This is a genomic window from Psychroserpens sp. AS72 (assembly GCF_038900375.1).
Taxonomy (GTDB): domain Bacteria; phylum Bacteroidota; class Bacteroidia; order Flavobacteriales; family Flavobacteriaceae; genus Psychroserpens.
Genome location: NZ_JBBMRC010000005.1, coordinates 107,524 through 125,153 on the forward strand (window position 1 = coordinate 107,524; position 17,630 = coordinate 125,153).

The 17,630-nt window shown below is 32.1% G+C and carries 17 protein-coding genes and 1 tRNA gene; 6 read left to right on the forward strand and 12 right to left on the reverse strand.

The window, feature by feature from the left end:
* Nucleotides 1–76 precede the first annotated feature (76 nt).
* Nucleotides 77–487, reverse strand: coding sequence for an rRNA maturation RNase YbeY (ybeY, locus tag WNY78_RS11110; RefSeq protein WP_342873275.1), 411 nt, complete (start codon nt 485–487; stop codon nt 77–79).
* On the reverse strand, nt 480–3,974 hold the full coding sequence (locus WNY78_RS11115) for a DUF4175 family protein (RefSeq protein WP_342873276.1): 3,495 nt from the start codon (nt 3,972–3,974) through the stop codon (nt 480–482). The genes ybeY and WNY78_RS11115 overlap by 8 nt, the downstream gene beginning before the upstream one ends.
* 120 nt (nt 3,975–4,094) lie before the next feature.
* Here WNY78_RS11115 and WNY78_RS11120 point away from each other — a divergent pair, with 120 nt between their 5' ends.
* From WNY78_RS11120 to WNY78_RS11130, 3 genes are all read left to right on the forward strand, one after another.
* Entirely contained in the window at nt 4,095–5,138 is a 1,044-nt protein-coding gene (locus WNY78_RS11120) for an alkane 1-monooxygenase (protein ID WP_342873277.1), read from the forward strand.
* A 110-nt stretch (nt 5,139–5,248) separates the two neighbouring features.
* A complete protein-coding gene (gene gltX, locus WNY78_RS11125; protein WP_342873278.1) occupies nt 5,249–6,760 on the forward strand; it encodes a glutamate--tRNA ligase in 1,512 nt (503 codons plus the stop codon).
* A 201-nt stretch (nt 6,761–6,961) separates the two neighbouring features.
* On the forward strand, nt 6,962–7,918 hold the full coding sequence (locus WNY78_RS11130; protein WP_342873279.1) for an SGNH/GDSL hydrolase family protein: 957 nt from the start codon (nt 6,962–6,964) through the stop codon (nt 7,916–7,918).
* Nucleotides 7,919–8,003: 85 nt separating this feature from the next.
* On the opposite strand, the gene WNY78_RS11135 is transcribed toward WNY78_RS11130, so the two are convergent.
* A complete protein-coding gene (locus WNY78_RS11135) occupies nt 8,004–8,684 on the reverse strand; it encodes a hypothetical protein (protein WP_342873280.1) in 681 nt (226 codons plus the stop codon).
* Nucleotides 8,685–8,761: 77 nt separating this feature from the next.
* On the opposite strand from WNY78_RS11135, the gene WNY78_RS11140 reads away from it, so the two are divergent.
* Nucleotides 8,762–9,691, forward strand: a complete 930-nt coding sequence (locus WNY78_RS11140; RefSeq protein WP_342873281.1) for an SPFH domain-containing protein — start codon at nt 8,762–8,764, stop codon at nt 9,689–9,691.
* A gap of 70 nt (nt 9,692–9,761) precedes the next feature.
* Here WNY78_RS11140 and WNY78_RS11145 read toward each other — a convergent pair whose 3' ends face one another.
* The 4 genes from WNY78_RS11145 to WNY78_RS11160 form a co-directional block, all read right to left on the reverse strand.
* On the reverse strand, nt 9,762–9,974 hold the full coding sequence (locus tag WNY78_RS11145) for a hypothetical protein (protein WP_342873282.1): 213 nt from the start codon (nt 9,972–9,974) through the stop codon (nt 9,762–9,764).
* An 86-nt stretch (nt 9,975–10,060) separates the two neighbouring features.
* A complete protein-coding gene (locus WNY78_RS11150; protein WP_342873283.1) occupies nt 10,061–11,236 on the reverse strand; it encodes a GNAT family N-acetyltransferase in 1,176 nt (391 codons plus the stop codon).
* 63 nt (nt 11,237–11,299) lie between these two features.
* Entirely contained in the window at nt 11,300–11,779 is a 480-nt protein-coding gene (locus tag WNY78_RS11155; RefSeq protein ID WP_342873284.1) for a DUF1761 domain-containing protein, read from the reverse strand.
* Between the two features lie 90 nt (nt 11,780–11,869).
* Complete coding sequence (locus tag WNY78_RS11160) at nt 11,870–14,098, reverse strand: glutamate--tRNA ligase family protein (RefSeq protein ID WP_342873285.1); 2,229 nt, start codon at nt 14,096–14,098, stop codon at nt 11,870–11,872.
* 230 nt (nt 14,099–14,328) lie between these two features.
* Between WNY78_RS11160 and folB the strand changes: the two genes are divergently transcribed.
* Entirely contained in the window at nt 14,329–14,691 is a 363-nt protein-coding gene (gene folB / locus WNY78_RS11165; RefSeq protein WP_342873286.1) for a dihydroneopterin aldolase, read from the forward strand.
* A gap of 103 nt (nt 14,692–14,794) precedes the next feature.
* Nucleotides 14,795–14,865: transfer RNA gene (locus WNY78_RS11170), tRNA-Cys, on the forward strand.
* Nucleotides 14,866–15,143: 278 nt separating this feature from the next.
* Here the strand turns inward: WNY78_RS11170 and WNY78_RS11175 are convergent.
* The 5 genes from WNY78_RS11175 to WNY78_RS11195 all read right to left on the reverse strand — a co-directional run bounded on the left by WNY78_RS11175 (nt 15,144) and on the right by WNY78_RS11195 (nt 17,531).
* The gene (locus WNY78_RS11175) at nt 15,144–15,494 is read right to left on the reverse strand and encodes a ribose-5-phosphate isomerase (RefSeq protein WP_342873287.1); all 351 of its coding nucleotides are present in this window, start codon (nt 15,492–15,494) and stop codon (nt 15,144–15,146) included.
* Nucleotides 15,495–15,505: 11 nt separating this feature from the next.
* On the reverse strand, nt 15,506–16,180 hold the full coding sequence (locus tag WNY78_RS11180; protein ID WP_342873288.1) for a LysE family transporter: 675 nt from the start codon (nt 16,178–16,180) through the stop codon (nt 15,506–15,508).
* Between the two features lie 67 nt (nt 16,181–16,247).
* On the reverse strand, nt 16,248–16,922 hold the full coding sequence (locus tag WNY78_RS11185) for a head GIN domain-containing protein (protein ID WP_342873289.1): 675 nt from the start codon (nt 16,920–16,922) through the stop codon (nt 16,248–16,250).
* A 64-nt stretch (nt 16,923–16,986) separates the two neighbouring features.
* Nucleotides 16,987–17,232: a hypothetical protein gene (locus WNY78_RS11190; protein ID WP_342873290.1), complete on the reverse strand. Its 246-nt coding sequence runs from the start codon at nt 17,230–17,232 to the stop codon at nt 16,987–16,989.
* Nucleotides 17,233–17,234: 2 nt separating this feature from the next.
* Nucleotides 17,235–17,531, reverse strand: a complete 297-nt coding sequence (locus WNY78_RS11195; RefSeq protein ID WP_342873291.1) for a heavy metal-binding domain-containing protein — start codon at nt 17,529–17,531, stop codon at nt 17,235–17,237.
* Nucleotides 17,532–17,630: the final 99 nt, after the last annotated feature.

A 17,630-nucleotide genomic window follows, 5' to 3' on the forward strand; every position in this document is an offset into this window, starting at 1 on the left:
TCTGCAAATATACGTTGAAATACTAAACCTTCTACTCGAGCTAATTTAGATTCCTTCCTACGTAGAAATTAATATATTATTTCAGAGCAGTTAAATAATAGTTTTCCTTTTCTCTCATGAGTTTAGCATCATCATCAGTTTTATCTTTAAATCCGCAATAATGAAGTATCCCATGAATCATAACACGTTTCAATTCTTCGGAAAATTCTACCTCGAAATCTTTAGCGTTATCAGCCACTCTTTCAATAGAAATATAAATATCACCATGTAGCTCTTTTCCGACGGAATAATCAAAACTAATAATATCAGTTAAGGTATCATGTTCTAGAAATTGAACATTTAATTGATGCAAATAATCATCATCACAAAAGATATAATTGATCTCTCCTTCGTTGCAATTCTCTTTTGAAATTGTATTAGATATCCATTCTGAAATTATAGTTTCATCATCTAATTTAAAATCTGTTTCGTAGTTAAAACTAATCATTGACTTTCTTAAAATACTCTTGAACTTTCTTTTTATAAACTTGCTGCAAAGGTAATGCTTGACGGTTTAAAATTTCAGTAGTATTAAAATATTCTTTAGCTTTTGGTATTTGATTAGGAATCGTATTATCGTATGCTTTATTATTCGTCTCAGATTTACGCTTATTATCTTGTCCTTGCATAAATATGGCGTTTTCCAATTTCAGCAATTGATGTTGTAAATCCATCATTTTTTGAAGCGTTTGATTGGTGAATCCTTTATTGATTAAATCTAATTCCACCTCTTCCATGTCTTTTAATAGTTTTTGACCAGAAGGATCACTAATCCCATCTTTTTCTAATCTTTTTTCTAGAGCTTGACGTAATTGTTGTTGCTTTTGATAGATTTCATAGAGCTCACCGTTTTGCATTTCACTATCACCTTCTCCCTCTCCTTCGCCACCTTTACCTTCGCCTTCGCCTTCACCTTTTTGTTCTCCTTCTTTTCCTTTCTTTCCATCTTTGCCACCTTTCTCTCCTTCCTTACCTTCTTTTCCTTCTCCGCTTTCTCCTTTCTCGCCTTCATTAGGTTTCTTTCCTTTTTCACCTTTCTTCATACCTTCTTCCATTTGTTTATTGAGTTCTTCTTGACTCATAATTATGTCTGGAAGTTGTTCTCCTTGACCTTTACCTTTACCCATTGAAGGATTCATTTCTTGATTCATATTATCAAGCACGTCACTCAAAAAACTTGCTAATTCATTGGTAGCTGTTATGGTATATTGTTGAGAAGACACACCTTGATATAGCTGATTTTCAGATAATTGACCTAAAGTCTTGTCAATATTATAAAAGACATCAGTAATTTGAGAATTAACTCGCTCTGATATAGCTGGTTGTCTTAAGGACAATGAAAATAAGCTATCATCAATATGCTCAAAATGTTCTCTTAAGTCATTTTGCTTTCTCAAAAACTTACCATATTCATTGTGATTGACTTCAATACTTTTAAAATCATTCATTAAGTGTTCTTGATCAAAAGAAAACAAAACGAGGTTATCTAAAATTTGGCGTAACACATCAATATCTTCTTGCATTTGTTCGCCTCCACCCATTGCCATTGCTTGGCCCATTTTTTGGGTCATTTCTTTCATTTTCTTAGCTGCTTGCTTTTGCTTTTTCTTGGCTTCTTGCTGAGGACCTGGTGGACTATCAGACTGCTCACCTTCTTGTTTTTCTTGTTCCTCCTGTTTTTCTTGAGGCTCTTGTGGTTCTCCTTCTTCTTGCTTGTCCTGCTCTTTTTGTTCTTCTAAAGCCTCTGTAGCTTCTTTTTGATCTTGTTTTATAGATTCCTCAGTTGGTTTATCTTGAGGTAAATCCATTGGTTTTTTTAGCTCCTTATTTTCTTTTTGTAGTTCATCCATTTGCTTCTGGAAATCTTCAAACTTCTCATTAAGCATCTCCTGCTCTTCTTTTGTATTCTTGTCTTTATTTTCTTCGGAAAGCTTCTCTTGCTCTTCAGCCAACTTTTCCAAATCTTTCATCAACTTTTCAGTTTTCTTAGCGACATAAAATCGCTTTGTTAATTCTAAAAGTTGCTTTAAACTTTTCTCCTTATTTTTATTCTGCTTTGCTAGCTCTTCTAATTTTTGAGTAAACTCTTCCTTGTTGATTTTGTCTTTCATTTTCTCCAACTCATCTAAAAGCTTTTCATCCTTTTTAAGTTGGTCTTCGTTTTCTTCTAAACGTTTTTGTAAATCTTCTTTGAATTTATCCTTCTCTTTATCTTCATTTTGAAATTCCTCAATGTTCTCTTTCAATTTCTTGTTGAAAGTTTTCATCAATTGCTCTTGCTCTTTCTGTCGTTTTAAAAAGTTTTCAAATTTCTTTTTATCATTGAAATTAAGTTCTTCTTTTTCCTTTTGGGTTTTAGACAATTCTTTTAGTTCTTTATCCTGATATTTTAGCTTGTCAAACGTTTTGCTAATATCCTTAATCGTTTCATTTTGCTCATTTAATTGTTTTTGTTCTTCTTCATCTTTAGTTAACTTTCTATAACTAAATATTGAACTTTTTGAGCTTTTATAATTATGGATAGCATCATTATCAAACACCTGAAAATACAACTCATAATCTACACCTTCTTCTAGATTTAACTGATTAGGAAACGTGCTCACAAACTCATCAAAATTAGATTTTGAAACGTTCATTACTTCGTACGACTTTACGTCTGGAGTTTTGCTTGGATAATACACTAATTGTAATTTACTCAATCCGTAGTCATCACTGACCTGACCTAAGAAATATAAGGTTTGATTATCTAAAGAATCAGTTTTCATTTCTACGTTCATTTCGGGATAATTATCCTTAATAATGTTGATAGAAAATGCTAAATTCTCGTAGTCCTTTAATGCTGCATTACTTGTACTAATACTATAATCTGTATTGTTATAGATGCGTTTTGAAGCTTTAAAATTTCCGTCGGAAATAGGCTCAAAAGCAACCGTATCTTTAGAATAAAAAACCACTTCATCGGTAGATTTGGTCTTAACATTCCAAGTCACATTTGTACCTTCAGGAATTGTAGAATTTCCAGTACTTTTTAAGACCTCATCTTTCTTTTTGGTGTACGCAGGATAATCGAGTACCATTTCAAAATTAACGAGTGTTGGTACTTTTATAATATCTAACGTATAATTTTTTGAGAGCACATCATTTGCCGATAAACTAAACGAAACCGCTTCTTTAGGTTGCGAAAACACATACTCAAATTGTCCAGGAGCAGTTTGTTGCATGAAGTAAGATTGCTCATTAAAATGAATTTGTGCATTCTCTGGTATAATGTCTCCAGCAGTGTTAACTGTGACTTTAAAATCCTTGTTTTCTATGGCTTTCAAATTCTCATTGACTACAAAAAATTGAAATGGTGCTGGTGGCTCATAAGCTGTATTGTAATTAACTACACGCTCATAACTATCACTAAACCAATTGATTTTTCCTGTTACTAAAGACAATAATAAAATTACAATTGGAATTGCCGCATATTTTAAATATTTGGTGTTTTTACTGAAATTTACCGCTAATTTGAACGGAATTGGGCTTAATTCTGCCGATTTTTGTTCAATACTCGCTTCTAACAGTTCAGATTGTGAATTGTCTTGATTAAGCTGGAGGACATTCAATAATTTATCACTGACTTCTGGGAAATGGTTACCAATAATTTGCGAAGCGTCATTATAATCTATTCCTTTTTGTAGTTTAAATAACTTTGCTATTGGAAATATGATAAACTTAGCAAACAAGGACACTTCTACTGCAATAAATACCCAAAATAAAATGGTTCTTGCTGTTGGGCTCAGCCATAAAAAATACTCAATAAGTAATGTACCTATGAGATATAACAACCCAATGGCGAAAAATAAGATAGCACCTTTTAGCAACTCATTTGTATAGTAACGCCTGATAAATTGCTCTAATTTGCCTTGAATATTTTTAAAATTACCTGCCATATAGTTAAATAACTCACTAATATAGAATTTATTTTTATCTGTAATTGCTTAAAATTGGTAAGATTCTGTTAATTTCGAAGAGCTATGTTAAATTTAACATTAGTTAAAACTAAGTAATCAATGAAAGATCTCAAATATCTTGCTGCATTTTCTATACCAATTGCTGCATTTATTAGCATATATTTTAAAGGTTCATTCGTGTTTATAACAGTCATTTTTTCTTTTGTAATAATTCCTATTCTAGAACTTCTTTTCCCTGTAGAAAACAAGAATTTAGAGTCTGAAGACGTTGAAAATAAACTAAAGAATAAAATCTTTGATTGGTTGTTATATCTTAATATACCAATAGTATACGGTTTGGTTTTCTTCGGAATTTATGAAGCAACAAACACTCCAGTTGAAACATATGAATTGGTTGGTATGATCTTTTCTGTAGGTATCGTTTTAGGCGTCAACGGGATTAATGTTGCTCACGAACTTGGTCACAGACAATCCACAAACGAACGTTTTCTTGGGAAAGCCCTATTATTACCAGCGCAATACATGCATTTTTATATTGAACATAATTTTGGACACCATTTGCATGCTGCAACTCCTGAAGATCCTGCAACAGCTAGATACAATCAATCCGTTTATTCTTTTTGGTTTACTTCTATTTTTAGACAATATGCGAAAGCATGGAATATTCAGCAAAAACTACTAAAAAACAACAATCAGCCCTTCTTTTCGGTCAAAAATGACATGTTTTGGTATGTTTTATTACAATTTGGGTTTTTACTGACTGTGTTTTTATTCTTCGGAAGTATTGGGTTGTTGTTTTCAATTTCCGCAGCAATTGTAGGAATTCTACTTTTAGAATCTGTTAATTATATTGAACATTACGGATTATTGCGTCTCAAAACAAAATCTGGTAGATATGAGCGCGTAAAAGAAATGCATTCTTGGAATTCTAATCATGTTATTGGTAGGATTGTTTTATATGAATTGACACGTCATAGTGATCATCATTTTAAATCGTCTAAAAAATATCAAATATTAGATTGCCATGATGAGAGTCCGCAAATGCCATTTGGTTATCCAACATCTGTCGTTTTAGCAATGGTGCCTCCTTTATGGTTTGGGATTATGAATAAACGCGTGCCTAAGGAAATGATTATTTCTTAGAGCATAGAAAATAGATAAAAGAGAATAGACCAATATTATGCGTCTTTATTCTATTTTCTTTGTTCTTTCTTCTACTCTATTCTATCTTTACAGTCTTAAAATTCAAACCCATGACCAAACCCGTTCGTGTGCGTTTTGCACCAAGCCCAACAGGACCTTTACATATTGGAGGCGTTAGAACAGCGCTTTTCAACTATTTATTCGCTAAAAAACATAAGGGTACGTTTGTGCTTCGTATAGAAGATACAGACCAAAATCGTTATGTTGAAGGTGCAGAAGATTATATTGTTGAGTCTCTAAATTGGTGCGGAATTCCTTTTGACGAAGGTGTTGGTAAAAACGAAAAATTTGGTCCTTACCGTCAAAGTGAACGCAAACATTTATACAAGCAATATGCAGATGAATTGATTGAAAAAGGTCATGCCTACTATGCTTTTGATACTGCCGAAACTTTAGATTTCCACAGAAAAGATCATGAAGCCAAAGGAAAAACCTTTATCTACAATTGGCACAATAGACTCAAATTAAGTAATTCATTATCACTTTCCGAAGAAGAAGTAAAAGCAAAATTAGATGCTGGAGACGATTATGTCATTCGTTTTAAATCACCACAGGATGAAACTTTGCACTTAAAAGATATCATTCGTGGAGATATTAAGATTGACACTAATGTTTTGGATGATAAAGTATTATTTAAAAGTGACGGAATGCCAACCTACCACTTAGCAAATATCGTGGATGACCATTTAATGGAAATCTCTCACGTGATTCGTGGTGAAGAATGGTTACCATCATTAGCATTACACTATCAATTGTACGATGCTTTTGGTTGGGATGCTCCTGAGTTTGCTCATCTTCCGTTGATTTTAAAACCAACAGGAAAAGGTAAATTAAGCAAACGTGATGGTGATAAATTAGGATTTCCTGTGTTTCCTTTAGAGTGGACAGATCCAAAAACTGGTGATGTGTCTAGAGGTTATAAGGAAGATGGTTATTTTGCTGATGCAATGATTAATTTCTTGTCTTTTTTAGGTTGGAATCCAGGAACAGAACAGGAAATTTTCAATCTAGATGAATTGATTAATGCTTTCGAATTAGAACGTGTTAACAAAGCTGGAGCACGTTTTGATCCAGATAAAATTAAGTGGTTTAACCATCATTATATGCAAGAGCAGGACAATGGTGAGTTAGCTGTTTCATTTCAGAATTTAAGATCAGAGTTAAAAGATATCGATATTAACTACATTGAAATGGTAGTCAACTTAATTAAAGAACGCGCAACTTTTGTGAGTGATTTTTGGGATTTGAGCCATTTCTTCTTTACGTCTCCTCAAGAATTTGACGAAAAAGCTTCTAAAAAAGCAATTAAAGAGGATACTGCAGATGTTTTAACTAAGGTTAAAGAATTGGTTAATAGTGTTGAAGATTTCACTGTAGAAAATTTACAAACTACAGTTAAGGGTTGGATTACTTCTAATGAGATTGGCTTCGGAAAAGTGATGATGCCATTACGTTTAGCGCTTGTTGGTGCTTTACAAGGTCCAGATGTTTTTGATATTATTTATATGATTGGAAAAGCGGAAACGTTGAAACGAATAGATCATTTAATATCTCAAAATTAGAAAAATATTGAAATCCATTATCAATTGAGGTTTGGTAACAGTTTATGTTCCATGGGCTTCTTTTGTATTTGGTTGTTCATTTTGTTTACAACACATGTTCTAAAATAGGTTATAAAATTCAAGAACTTTTTATTGATATGAAATCTTAATTCTACTAAGATTTACTAACTTATAATTTTCTTTTAACCAAAACGAATTAATATGTTTAAGCTATATCCATTCTTATTCCTTTTAATATGGATTACTTCTTGTGAAAATGAAGAAAAAACGAATCTTCCTTTGCATAACAAACGTGTGCTTATTTTAGGAAATAGTATCACTCAACATGGACATTACGTTGATATAATGGAATATTATCTTCGGAAAGCGCATCCAAATAGCAAATTAGATATTATTAGTATTGGGCTATCTGCAGAAACGATTTCTGGGACTACAGAATTAGGTCGTGAATTTCCAAGACCATACCTACATAACCGTTTAGATACAGCACTTAACGAGATTAAACCAGATTTGGTTTTAGCTTGTTACGGCATGAATGATGGAAATTATCAACCATTAGATAGCCTTAGATTTTCAGCTTATAAAAAAGGCATCCTAAAATTAAAATCTAAAGTAGAACAACGCAATGCGCAATTAATACTACTTACACCAACTGTGTTTGACCCAGATCCTATAAAAAATCGGATCTCAAATGATGGTGAGAAACACACCTATTGGCATCCTTATTACGATTATAATAAAGTACTAACAACGTATTCAGATTGGTTATTGAGTTTAGCTACCGAATCACAAAAAGTGATTAATTTAAATCATAATCTCAATAATGTTTTAATGGATATGAAAGGTATTAAAGAGGATTCAACATTTGTTCCAGATGGAGTTCATCCTAATAAAATTGGGCATTTTTATATTGCACAAAACGTATTGAGGGATTTATATCCTAATTTAAAATTAGAAAATCCTAATATAGAAATGGAACGTCTCAATAATGATTCTCTCTTTATTTTAATCCATAAAAGACGTGAATTAAGATCGGAAGGTTGGAGAAACTATATTGGTTTTACTAAAGAAAAAACCGTGAAATCTGATGATATTACTTCTACAATAGAAAAGGTTAAAGAATTAGATGTACTTATTGAGAGTTTACAGAGTGAATAAACGCAATCTTGGATTTGCTTGTATTGTTAATTCCACCAAAAAGTCCTGAATGAGATTACTGCAACCACAAAAATAACAGTTAAGATTAAAATGTAATCATCAAAGCAAAGGACAACATTGTTTGGTTTCCTTCAAAACGATCTGCATTACTTAAGTTAAAATCTTGGTCATTCAACTTTCCGAGGATATTAGTAAATCCGTAGCTGTAAGTAGCACGAAGCTTAAAGTTCCCTATTCCTGCAGATGCACCAATTAATCCGTTAGCATTGAATTTTGAAATATCACTAAGATCTTCAGCAAATAAATTGTCGTATCCCTCAATGACAAAATTCTTTTGACTATCATTTTTTATTTCTAATCCGCTATTAAATTGCAATTGCGGACCTAAATCTAAAGTCAAGTTATCTGATAATAGTTTTACATGTAGCATAAACGCTACTTGAGCCATTTTAATATCATATTCTATAGACTCTTGAGTTATGGTTGTTAAGCTTGGTCTTCCAGTGATTTCGAGAGAGTTTTGCGAAAATTGGAATCCGTAACTAACCGTGTACCATTTATGAGGTATATCTACAGTAGCGACCATTCCACCAATAAATCCATTACCACTTTTGGTTGTAAAATTATCTGTTATGATATCGTATTGGGTTAATCCTCCTATTAAACCTATTCCGTTTTTAATAGCATATCGTCTATGTTGTGCTACAGAAACGCTAATAAAGCCTAAACAAAACACTACTAATATTATAAATTGCTTTTTTTGCATGATTTCAATGTGTGATTTGAACAAATATAACTTAATTTAGTAATTCGTTATTTTATCAAACCATTAAAAAAACTTCTATGGAAAATTTTGTATACATACCAATTCTCTTTTTGGGACTAATCATTTTGATTTCGTCTTTCTTCGTAGTAAAACAACAAACGGCTGCAATTATTGAGCGTTTTGGAAAATTTCAAAGTATTAGACACTCAGGTTTACAGCTTAAAATTCCATTAGTTGATAAGGTCGCTGGCAAGCTTAGCTTAAAAATTCAACAACTAGATGTTATCATAGAAACGAAAACTTTAGATGATGTTTTTGTTCGTTTAAAAGTATCTGTTCAATATCGTGTGATTAGCGCAAAAGTTTATGATGCCTTTTATAAATTAGATTATCCTCATGATCAAATTACATCTTATGTATTTGATGTGGTTCGTGCTGAAGTCCCAAAAATGAAATTAGATGATGTCTTTGTTAAAAAAGACGATATTGCATTAGCTGTAAAAGCAGAATTAAATGATGCCATGTCAGATTATGGATTTGACATCATAAAAACCTTAGTTACAGATATTGATCCAGATGCTCAAGTAAAAGCAGCAATGAACAGGATTAATGCTGCAGATAGAGAAAAAACGGCTGCACAATTTGAAGGTGATGCTGCTCGTATTCTAATTGTAGAAAAAGCAAAAGCTGAAGCAGAAAGCAAGCGTTTACAAGGTCAAGGTATTGCAGATCAACGACGTGAAATTGCTCGTGGTTTGGAAGAATCTGTAGAAGTACTTAACAAAGTTGGGATTAATTCTCAAGAAGCGTCTGCACTTATCGTAGTAACACAGCATTATGACACCTTGCAATCTTTAGGTCAGGAAACCAATAGTAACCTCATATTATTACCAAATTCTCCTCAAGCAGGAAGTCAAATGCTAAATGATATGGTCGCTAGTTTTACTGCTAGTAATCAAATTGGTGAAGCGATGAAAGATGCTAAGAAAAAACGAAATAATGAATAATCTATTATAACAAAAACTTTAAAAGTCTTGAAATTCATCAAGACTTTTTTTATTTAATAATATGTTATTATTAATGTTTGTCTTTGTATTCTGAAATCATCTTTTTAAGCTCTTCTAAATAAGAATTTAACTCTTTTTCAGAGATTGTTGCACTTTGATTATCGCCTTTGGGTAATGTGCTTTGTGTCTCGCTTAAATATTTTTGTAATTCAGGATAATTCATTTCAATATCTCTTGTTACTGTAGAGATCTCTGTGAGTATTTTTCTTGTTGTATCGTTCATAATATATTGATGTTGATGAACATATAAGTTACAAATTCATACTTGTATTTCAAAATTAGAATTCATGTTTAACTCTAATTTCACATTTAGAAAGGATGACGTTCATCCCAATCTCTAATTGGGTTCGCATATTTTACCACCAATTTTAAAACAGTATTTGCAATCACATTATTAGTGTGCTTCAAATACAAATACATATTGTGAGGTTTTGCTCCAATAGAACTCTTAATCTCCATGGCAGTTCTTGCAAAAATGACTTTTTTGTATTGATGTTCTATCCCAAAAGAAGCCATATCAAATAACATATTAAGATACATTTGATGTTGATGCTGAAGTTTTTGATTATAACCCAAAAAATAAGTTTCTAGCTTGTCATAATTTAGGATTAAGGAGTAAAAACCAACAAGTACATTATCTATAAAGTAACCAAATAATTTAAAGTCATCCTTAAGCTCGAATTTTAAATTATAAAAGTGGTTTTTATAAAGTTTAAACGAGTTGACTCCAGCATTATCAGAGACATTTTCGTATAATTTATATAATTGATCACTTAGAGAATGTACATCATCAAGAAACAATTCTTTACGTTCTATAGTGTTACTTTTTTTAAGAGCAGTTCTATAGCGACTACGGTATTTTTTATTAAAAGAAGACACATAATCTTGAGGCGTTTTCCATTCTGTTTTTACATCAAAAATCATGTTGGGTTGCACTTGTGCTTTATACAATTGTTCTCTACGGAAATAGGCCTCACTACCATGAATTGCATCATCTTCAAAATAGTCCTTAAAAGCAATGATGCGTATTTTCTTATTGTGCGTTGTTTTAATTTGTTTTGATAGTGTTTTTAATCCTTCTGAAATTGTATCTAGAAACACATCTTGAGTGAGGTATTCTGAATTATAGTACAATCCATGTTGACCAGTATGCATTAAATTCCCAACGATTAATGCATTTCCTTTTACAATCTTTGTAATGAGTACTTTTCCGAAGCGCTTAAAAATGGGATTAGATGTTTCTCTAAAAACATCATTAACGTACAATTCAACACGCTGAATAATGGCAATACCAACTAAAATTTCCGACCTGTCTGCCGAAGAGGTAGAAGAAAAAACTCCGAGAAAATAAGTAGAAATATTACTAGGACTAGAAGTTTCAAGAGCTCTTAGAAAAGGGGTTTTTAGAAAAAGGTCATCAACTGGAAGCGCATCCCAAGACTCAGGTAAATCGTTAACAGAATTGTATAATTTATGGTGTATCACTATAAAAATTAGAGGCCGAAAATTACAATTTTCAGCCTCTAATTGTGTTAATTGTTTAAGAAATTATGCAGTCCATCCAGAAATTATGCTTCCCATAATTGTTAAGCAAACAATCCAATAACCTGCATTTATAAAGATATATTTAAAGTTTTTACGCTCAAACAACCCATTTATCCCAATTATTGGTAGCGCAAACATAATACCTGCCATTGCTCCATGCAAAGCACCATGTCTAAATGTTCGCCATCTACCTTGAAACTCTTCCATAAAAGCTTGTGTTGTTGCACCATCCAGTTTACCTTCTGTTAGTCCATAAACTCCAAATTCATGAATCACTAAAAAATTGGTAAAAAACGCTAAGAGTAGTGAAAACAAAAGTGATACACCAAAAATGATGGCCATATTACCACCTTTCATTTTAGCTTCGGTCATCTCTGCCTCTCGCATCCATGCTAATCCAAAAACTTTTGGATTATACCAAATGAAGCCTAAAACCATTGGCACTACTGCAGCAACTAAAATTGCTAAATAATTAAATTCCATGATACATATTGATTATAGTTAGTCTGTTAAAAGTACAAAAAAACCTCAAAGTTGATTTCTTTGAGGTTTCTAAAATAAATTATAATGGGTTTATAGCGCTTTTGCTTCTGCTACTAAAAGTTCGTTTTTGTCTTCTAATGCTTTAGAGATAAAATCGTTAATAGCGTCATTTTTTTCTAATCCGTTGTCTAGTAAAACACCTAAACTTATCATAGTTATAATACGTGTTCCTGCTTTTTTTACTGAAGTTCCAAAGAGTGCTTCTACATCTTCATAAGAGACACTTTTAGCTAATTCTTGAATTTCAGCTTTAGCTTTCTCTCTTTGGTTGTCTTTCATTCTATCATACTTTTTACCATATGATTTAATTTGTTCTATTGCAGATCTATTATTTTGTTGTGCTGTTTTATTTTCTTGCTGCGCTTGTTGTGGTTTTTGCTTTTCCCAAGAATCCCTTAAACCAACAATTTTATTGAAGACTAAATCTCCTGGTTTTGAATCATCATCCACATTAAAATACCCTAGACGTTGAAACTGAAAACGATCACCAATAGTAACATCTGCTAAACTTGGTTCTACAAAAGCTTCAATAACTTTAAGTGAGTTTGGATTAATAAACGCCATGAAATCTTTGTCTTGATGACTATCTGGAGCTTCATCCATAAATAATCTATCATATTCTCTAACCTCAGCTTTTAATGCATGTTGGATAGATACCCAATGAAGTGTTCCTTTGACTTTCTTTTCTGTATCTGTAGTGTAGGTACATTGGATTTCTGTAACATTTCCATTGGCATCTTTAACGACGTTATCTGCTTTTATAATATAAGCATTTTTTAATCTCACCTCACCTCCTAGCTTTAATCTAAAGAAATTATTACTTGCTTCTTCTTTGAAATCTGCTTTTTCAATAAACAATTCTTTAGAAAAAGGGACTTTTCTAAAACCTGCATTGTTGTCTTCTTGATTGTTTTCTGCTTCTAACCATTCCACTTTATCCTCTGGATAATTAGTAATTACGACTTTTATCGGATCTAAAACTGCCATTACTCTTGGTGCAGTATAATTTAAATCTTCACGAATACAAAATTCTAATAAAGATACATCAATCACGTTTTCTCGTTTCGCTACACCTACTTTTTCTATAAATGTTCTAATAGAATTTGGTGTATAACCACGACGTCTCAAACCTGAAATGGTAGGCATTCTTGGATCATCCCAACCAGAAACCACACCATCTTGAACCAATTTGAGTAACTTTCGTTTACTCATGATGGTATAACTCAGATTTAAACGTGCAAATTCACGTTGTTTTGGAAGTACTTGGTTTGTTTTTCTATCGTTTGGGATATAATCTTCATTTTCAAATTCAAAACTCTCATTGAGGTTATATATTATTCTATTAGCTAATTTTTTTCCAATTCCTTTTACTTTAAAAAAAACAGCTATATTATCAAATTTTACAGCTTCAAAAATTTCTCGCTTTGTAAGTCTAGTTATAATTCCAAATGCTTTGCCTTCTCCAATTTTATCAATCTTTATTAGTGCTTTAAAAATATCCTGGTTTTCTAGAATTACCACGTTGTCTCTAAACCAATCGTAAAGCTCTCTATGAGGCTTAAATTCAAGAGAACATAAACTATGCGAAATCTGTTCTATGTAATCGCTTTCGCCATGTGTCCAGTCATACATTGGATAAATACACCAATCATTAGCTGTTCTATGGTGATATTTCTTTAAAATACGATACATCAATGGATCACGCATATGCATGTTAACATGTTGCATGTCTATTTTTGCTCTTAAAACATGTGAGCCTTCATCAAATTCTCCTGCTTTCATTCTTCGGAAAAGTTCTAAATTCTCTTCCACGCTTCTATTGCGATATGGTCCATCAACTCCTGGTTGTGTTGGTGTACCTTTTTGCTCAGCAATTGCTTCACTAGTTTGTGAATCTACGTAAGCTTTACCGTCTTTAATTAATTGGATAGCCCAATCGTAAAGCGTTTGAAAATAATCTGAAGAATACAACTCATTAGCCCATTCATAACCCAACCATTCAATATCACGTTTGATGGCATCTACATATTCTTGCTCTTCTTTTGCTGGATTTGTATCATCAAAACGAAGGTTTACAGGTGCATTATATTTTTCACCTAAACCAAAACTAATCCCAATGGCTTTAGTGTGACCAATGTGTAAATAACCGTTAGGTTCTGGTGGAAAACGAAAACGTAATTTATCTTTTGATAAACCATTTTTTAAATCTTCCTCTATGATGTGCTCTATAAAATTGAGCGATTTTGTTTCTTCAGACATGTGTTTCAAAATAATAGGCAAAGTTATTAAATATTTGCGTCGAACTCATTTAAACTTTTTGAGTTTTAGCGAAAATTAAAAGTTTTATGATATTTTGAAGCCATTTTTTACTTGCATAGTATCACTACGGAATTGAAAAATAGTTTCAAAATAGTGCAAAAGATCAATTTTTTAGCAAATTGAAAAAGTTTAAATGAGTTCGTCCTATATTTGTTTTAAAATAGAATACTTTGGGAACAATAAAAGTTGAAAATATACGCGTTTTTGCGCATCATGGTTGCTTAAAAGAAGAAACCAAAATTGGTAGTGACTATCGAGTTGATATAGAGGTGAAAGCTGATATAAAAAAATCGGCAATAACAGATGAATTAAGTGATACTGTGGATTATGTATTGCTTAATAAAATAGCAAAGGAGGAAATGCAAAAACCTTCTAAACTTCTTGAAACAGTTGCTAAACGTATGTTGACACGAATTTTTTCCGAAGAAAAACTAGTGAAAAAGGCAACTGTAAGTGTTAGTAAGCTCAATCCTCCAATTGGTGGTGACGTTGAAAGTGTAACGATTAAAATGACCGAAAGACGAAAAAAGTAAGGGTTTGTATTGTTAAACGGTAATTTTTTATAAATTTGCTCTCTCGCTAGAAATAACGAGATACCTTTTATACTGAAGCAAGTTCAGCATGAAAATTATAAAAGGTGTCGTGGCCGAGTGGCTAGGCTTTGGTCTGCAACACCAACTACAGCGGTTCGAATCCGCTCGACACCTCAAGAAACCTTCAACGAAAGTTGGAGGTTTTTTTTATAATATTTTAAGAAAATTAAGATTAAGTGATTACAGTAATCTCATTGAATACATTGGATAGCTCAAAAAATCATTAACAAAAGTTGGAAGTATATTACGAATTATGTAGCAATTGATTTGTCATTCCGAACGAAGAATGAGGAGGAATCTAATAATCATGAGATTTCTCGTCGCTCATGCTTCGCTCTGTCGAAATGACAATTAGTCGTTTTTTTAAAGGCTAATTCTTTCGAAAGAATTTATTAATTAAACCAAACCGCATAACGTTGTCTTCTTAGCTCTAAAGCTAAGGTTTCTTCCATTTTAAGCGCTTCTGCCCTAGTTGCTATGGGATCGATATGATTGTATAAACTAGGTCTTAAATACGATCCATATTTCTCTACGATATTAGCAGAAATCTTATAGCCTTTCTTATTACGATGACCTGTTTTGTGTTGTTGAAAACGTTCTTTTGGAGTTTTACTAGTCATGCCAACATAGAGACATTCTAAAACACCATTAAATTGCGGATTAGCCTCTCTAAACTTTCTGTTTTCTGTAAATACGCGTTTGGATAATTCTACAACGTAGATGCGATATTCGGTTTTTGCCATCGTTACTAATTTTATAAACGATGTTCGATTTCCTCTTGTAGTCGTTCTTTTCCCTTCGGAAAAAAGCCTTGTACCAATAATAATATTCCGAAGCCTAAAATAGCTAAAGCAACAATTTTTTTGGTTTTAAAAATAAGTCGAGGAGTCAATTTGTTTCTTAAACGTTTTGCTGCTGCAATTTTTAATAAATCGGTTAGAAAATAAACTGTTAACATCGTGGCAATAAAAACTTCTACACCATATTCAGATTCTGTAATTGTGCTTCCAATAACGATAAATCCAAGCCATCCAATTAAGACACCAATATTAATAAAATTGAGAAGAAATCCTTTTATAAAGAGCTTTCCGAAGGCATTTTTCTGAATTTCAACTTTGTGATATTCTCTAACAATAGATCTAAATGATTTGGATGTTTTTACGAAGGAAATTATTCCGTAGGTCACTAACAAAATGCCTCCAAATACGATAAAATTAGGATCGTCTTTTATTTTATCTACAAGTTTGTTTGTGCTATAAAATGCGAGAAGAATAAAAACTATGTCTGCTAAAATTACACCAAAATCAAAAATTAGTGCACTTTTAAATCCTTTAGTAGCACTAGTCTCGAGCAGTACAAAGAATACTGGACCGATTGTGAATGCAAGGATTATCCCAAAAGGAATAGCTGCTAAAATATCATCAAACATAGTTAAGAAATAGCTTTCCTACAAAGCTAATAAAAAAGTCTCTTACTCACTACCTTAGTATGATAGTTTAGTTGGCACGACTAATTCTACCACCAAACGTGGTTTTTTCTTTAACATTTTCTGGATTTCCGTAGATATAAACATCTCCACCAGCAGTGACTCGAGCGTCAACTGATTTTGAAGCGTTGACATCTGCTTCACCTGCAGCTTTAATTTTAACAGTTGTATTTTTAGTTTCAAAGGCTTTACCTTCATAAATACCTCCTGTATTAAGTGTAATATTTTGAGAGATTGCTTTACCTCTAGTTTCTATGATTCCACCTGTAACTGCTCTAATTTCTACATTTTTAACATCGAGACCAATAACTAATCGAGCACCTTCTTGAGAACGTAATTCTATACTATTTTGTTCTATAAGCTCATTAGCTGTAATAAATGCTCCTTCATTACCATCAATGACATCTAAAGTTGTGTAAAACACTGAAACAAATGTTCGTTGCCCATTAAATGTTTTATCGAATTTCATACGGATTTTAAGTTTCCCGTCTTTATTAATCACCTCAACATCTTCAATATCGTCTCCAGTTATTTCAACTTTTGCTTCGTCTGATTTAATAAGATTTACAACTATTAAGTCATATACTTTAACTTCATTGAAGTCTCCAACACCTTTTTCTTTTGGGTTTTGAGCAGTTAATAATGAAGTAATAACGAGTAATGCGATAGTAAAATATGTTTTCATCTTAAATGTGTTTTAGTGTATTTACGTTTGTGTTTGTATTAAAGATGATGGACGTCGTTATTTGTTACAGTTTAGATTTAAAAATATATCCGTTTTTAGAAAATCTCCATTTCAAATGTACTTCCTTCCCAGATTGTTTTTCAACTATTTGCTGTTTAGGAGCTAGTATTGCAGTCATAATAGAACCAATAATAATGACGAGACCAAGATTTTTTAAACCAATTACATATTTTAAAAGAAGAACAATGGCAAGATAAATTCCTATTGTAATTGAAAATGTAATGAGATGCGCTTTTGTTCTTGCTTTCATAATTATTGAGCCACAGTTACAGCTGTTCCAGTAACTACTACAAAAAAGTATGAGCCAGCTTCGGTTTCAATATCTACGCTAATACCAACCACTGCATTTGCTTTAAGGTTACTTGCGTTTGTTTGCATTTTTTGAAATGCTTTCTCTTTTGCTTCGCTTATGAGATCATCAAACATTTGCATGTTTTTTTCGGTTTTAAACGAAAACTTGGTTTTTATTTCGGAAGATGTGCCAGAAACAATTCCTTTGTATTCGATTATTTTAAATCCTTCAATTGAATTTGTGGTGGTTAAAATCATGTGTTTATTTTTTTTATGAGTCCCTTTTTCTTCGGAAATGTTACAAGCAAAAAAGAAGTGCTACTAAATTAAATATTCTGTTATGAATATCTAATGTAA

Excerpts from the sequence above, each read along its gene's own strand:
- WNY78_RS11195 (WP_342873291.1), bottom strand. The coding sequence starts at position 17,531 with ATGATTTTAACCACCACAAATTCAATTGAAGGATTTAAAATAATCGAA.
- WNY78_RS11155 (WP_342873284.1), bottom strand. The coding sequence starts at position 11,779 with ATGGAATTTAATTATTTAGCAATTTTAGTTGCTGCAGTAGTGCCAATG.
- ybeY (WP_342873275.1), bottom strand. The coding sequence starts at position 487 with ATGATTAGTTTTAACTACGAAACAGATTTTAAATTAGATGATGAAACT.
- WNY78_RS11140 (WP_342873281.1), top strand. The coding sequence starts at position 8,762 with ATGGAAAATTTTGTATACATACCAATTCTCTTTTTGGGACTAATCATT.
- gltX (WP_342873278.1), top strand. The coding sequence starts at position 5,249 with ATGACCAAACCCGTTCGTGTGCGTTTTGCACCAAGCCCAACAGGACCT.
- WNY78_RS11120 (WP_342873277.1), top strand. The coding sequence starts at position 4,095 with ATGAAAGATCTCAAATATCTTGCTGCATTTTCTATACCAATTGCTGCA.
- WNY78_RS11180 (WP_342873288.1), bottom strand. The coding sequence starts at position 16,180 with ATGTTTGATGATATTTTAGCAGCTATTCCTTTTGGGATAATCCTTGCA.
- WNY78_RS11160 (WP_342873285.1), bottom strand. The coding sequence starts at position 14,098 with ATGTCTGAAGAAACAAAATCGCTCAATTTTATAGAGCACATCATAGAG.
- WNY78_RS11115 (WP_342873276.1), bottom strand. The coding sequence starts at position 3,974 with ATGGCAGGTAATTTTAAAAATATTCAAGGCAAATTAGAGCAATTTATC.
- WNY78_RS11190 (WP_342873290.1), bottom strand. The coding sequence starts at position 17,232 with ATGAAAGCAAGAACAAAAGCGCATCTCATTACATTTTCAATTACAATA.
- WNY78_RS11130 (WP_342873279.1), top strand. The coding sequence starts at position 6,962 with ATGTTTAAGCTATATCCATTCTTATTCCTTTTAATATGGATTACTTCT.
- WNY78_RS11135 (WP_342873280.1), bottom strand. The coding sequence starts at position 8,684 with ATGCAAAAAAAGCAATTTATAATATTAGTAGTGTTTTGTTTAGGCTTT.
- WNY78_RS11145 (WP_342873282.1), bottom strand. The coding sequence starts at position 9,974 with ATGAACGATACAACAAGAAAAATACTCACAGAGATCTCTACAGTAACA.
- WNY78_RS11175 (WP_342873287.1), bottom strand. The coding sequence starts at position 15,494 with ATGGCAAAAACCGAATATCGCATCTACGTTGTAGAATTATCCAAACGC.
- WNY78_RS11185 (WP_342873289.1), bottom strand. The coding sequence starts at position 16,922 with ATGAAAACATATTTTACTATCGCATTACTCGTTATTACTTCATTATTA.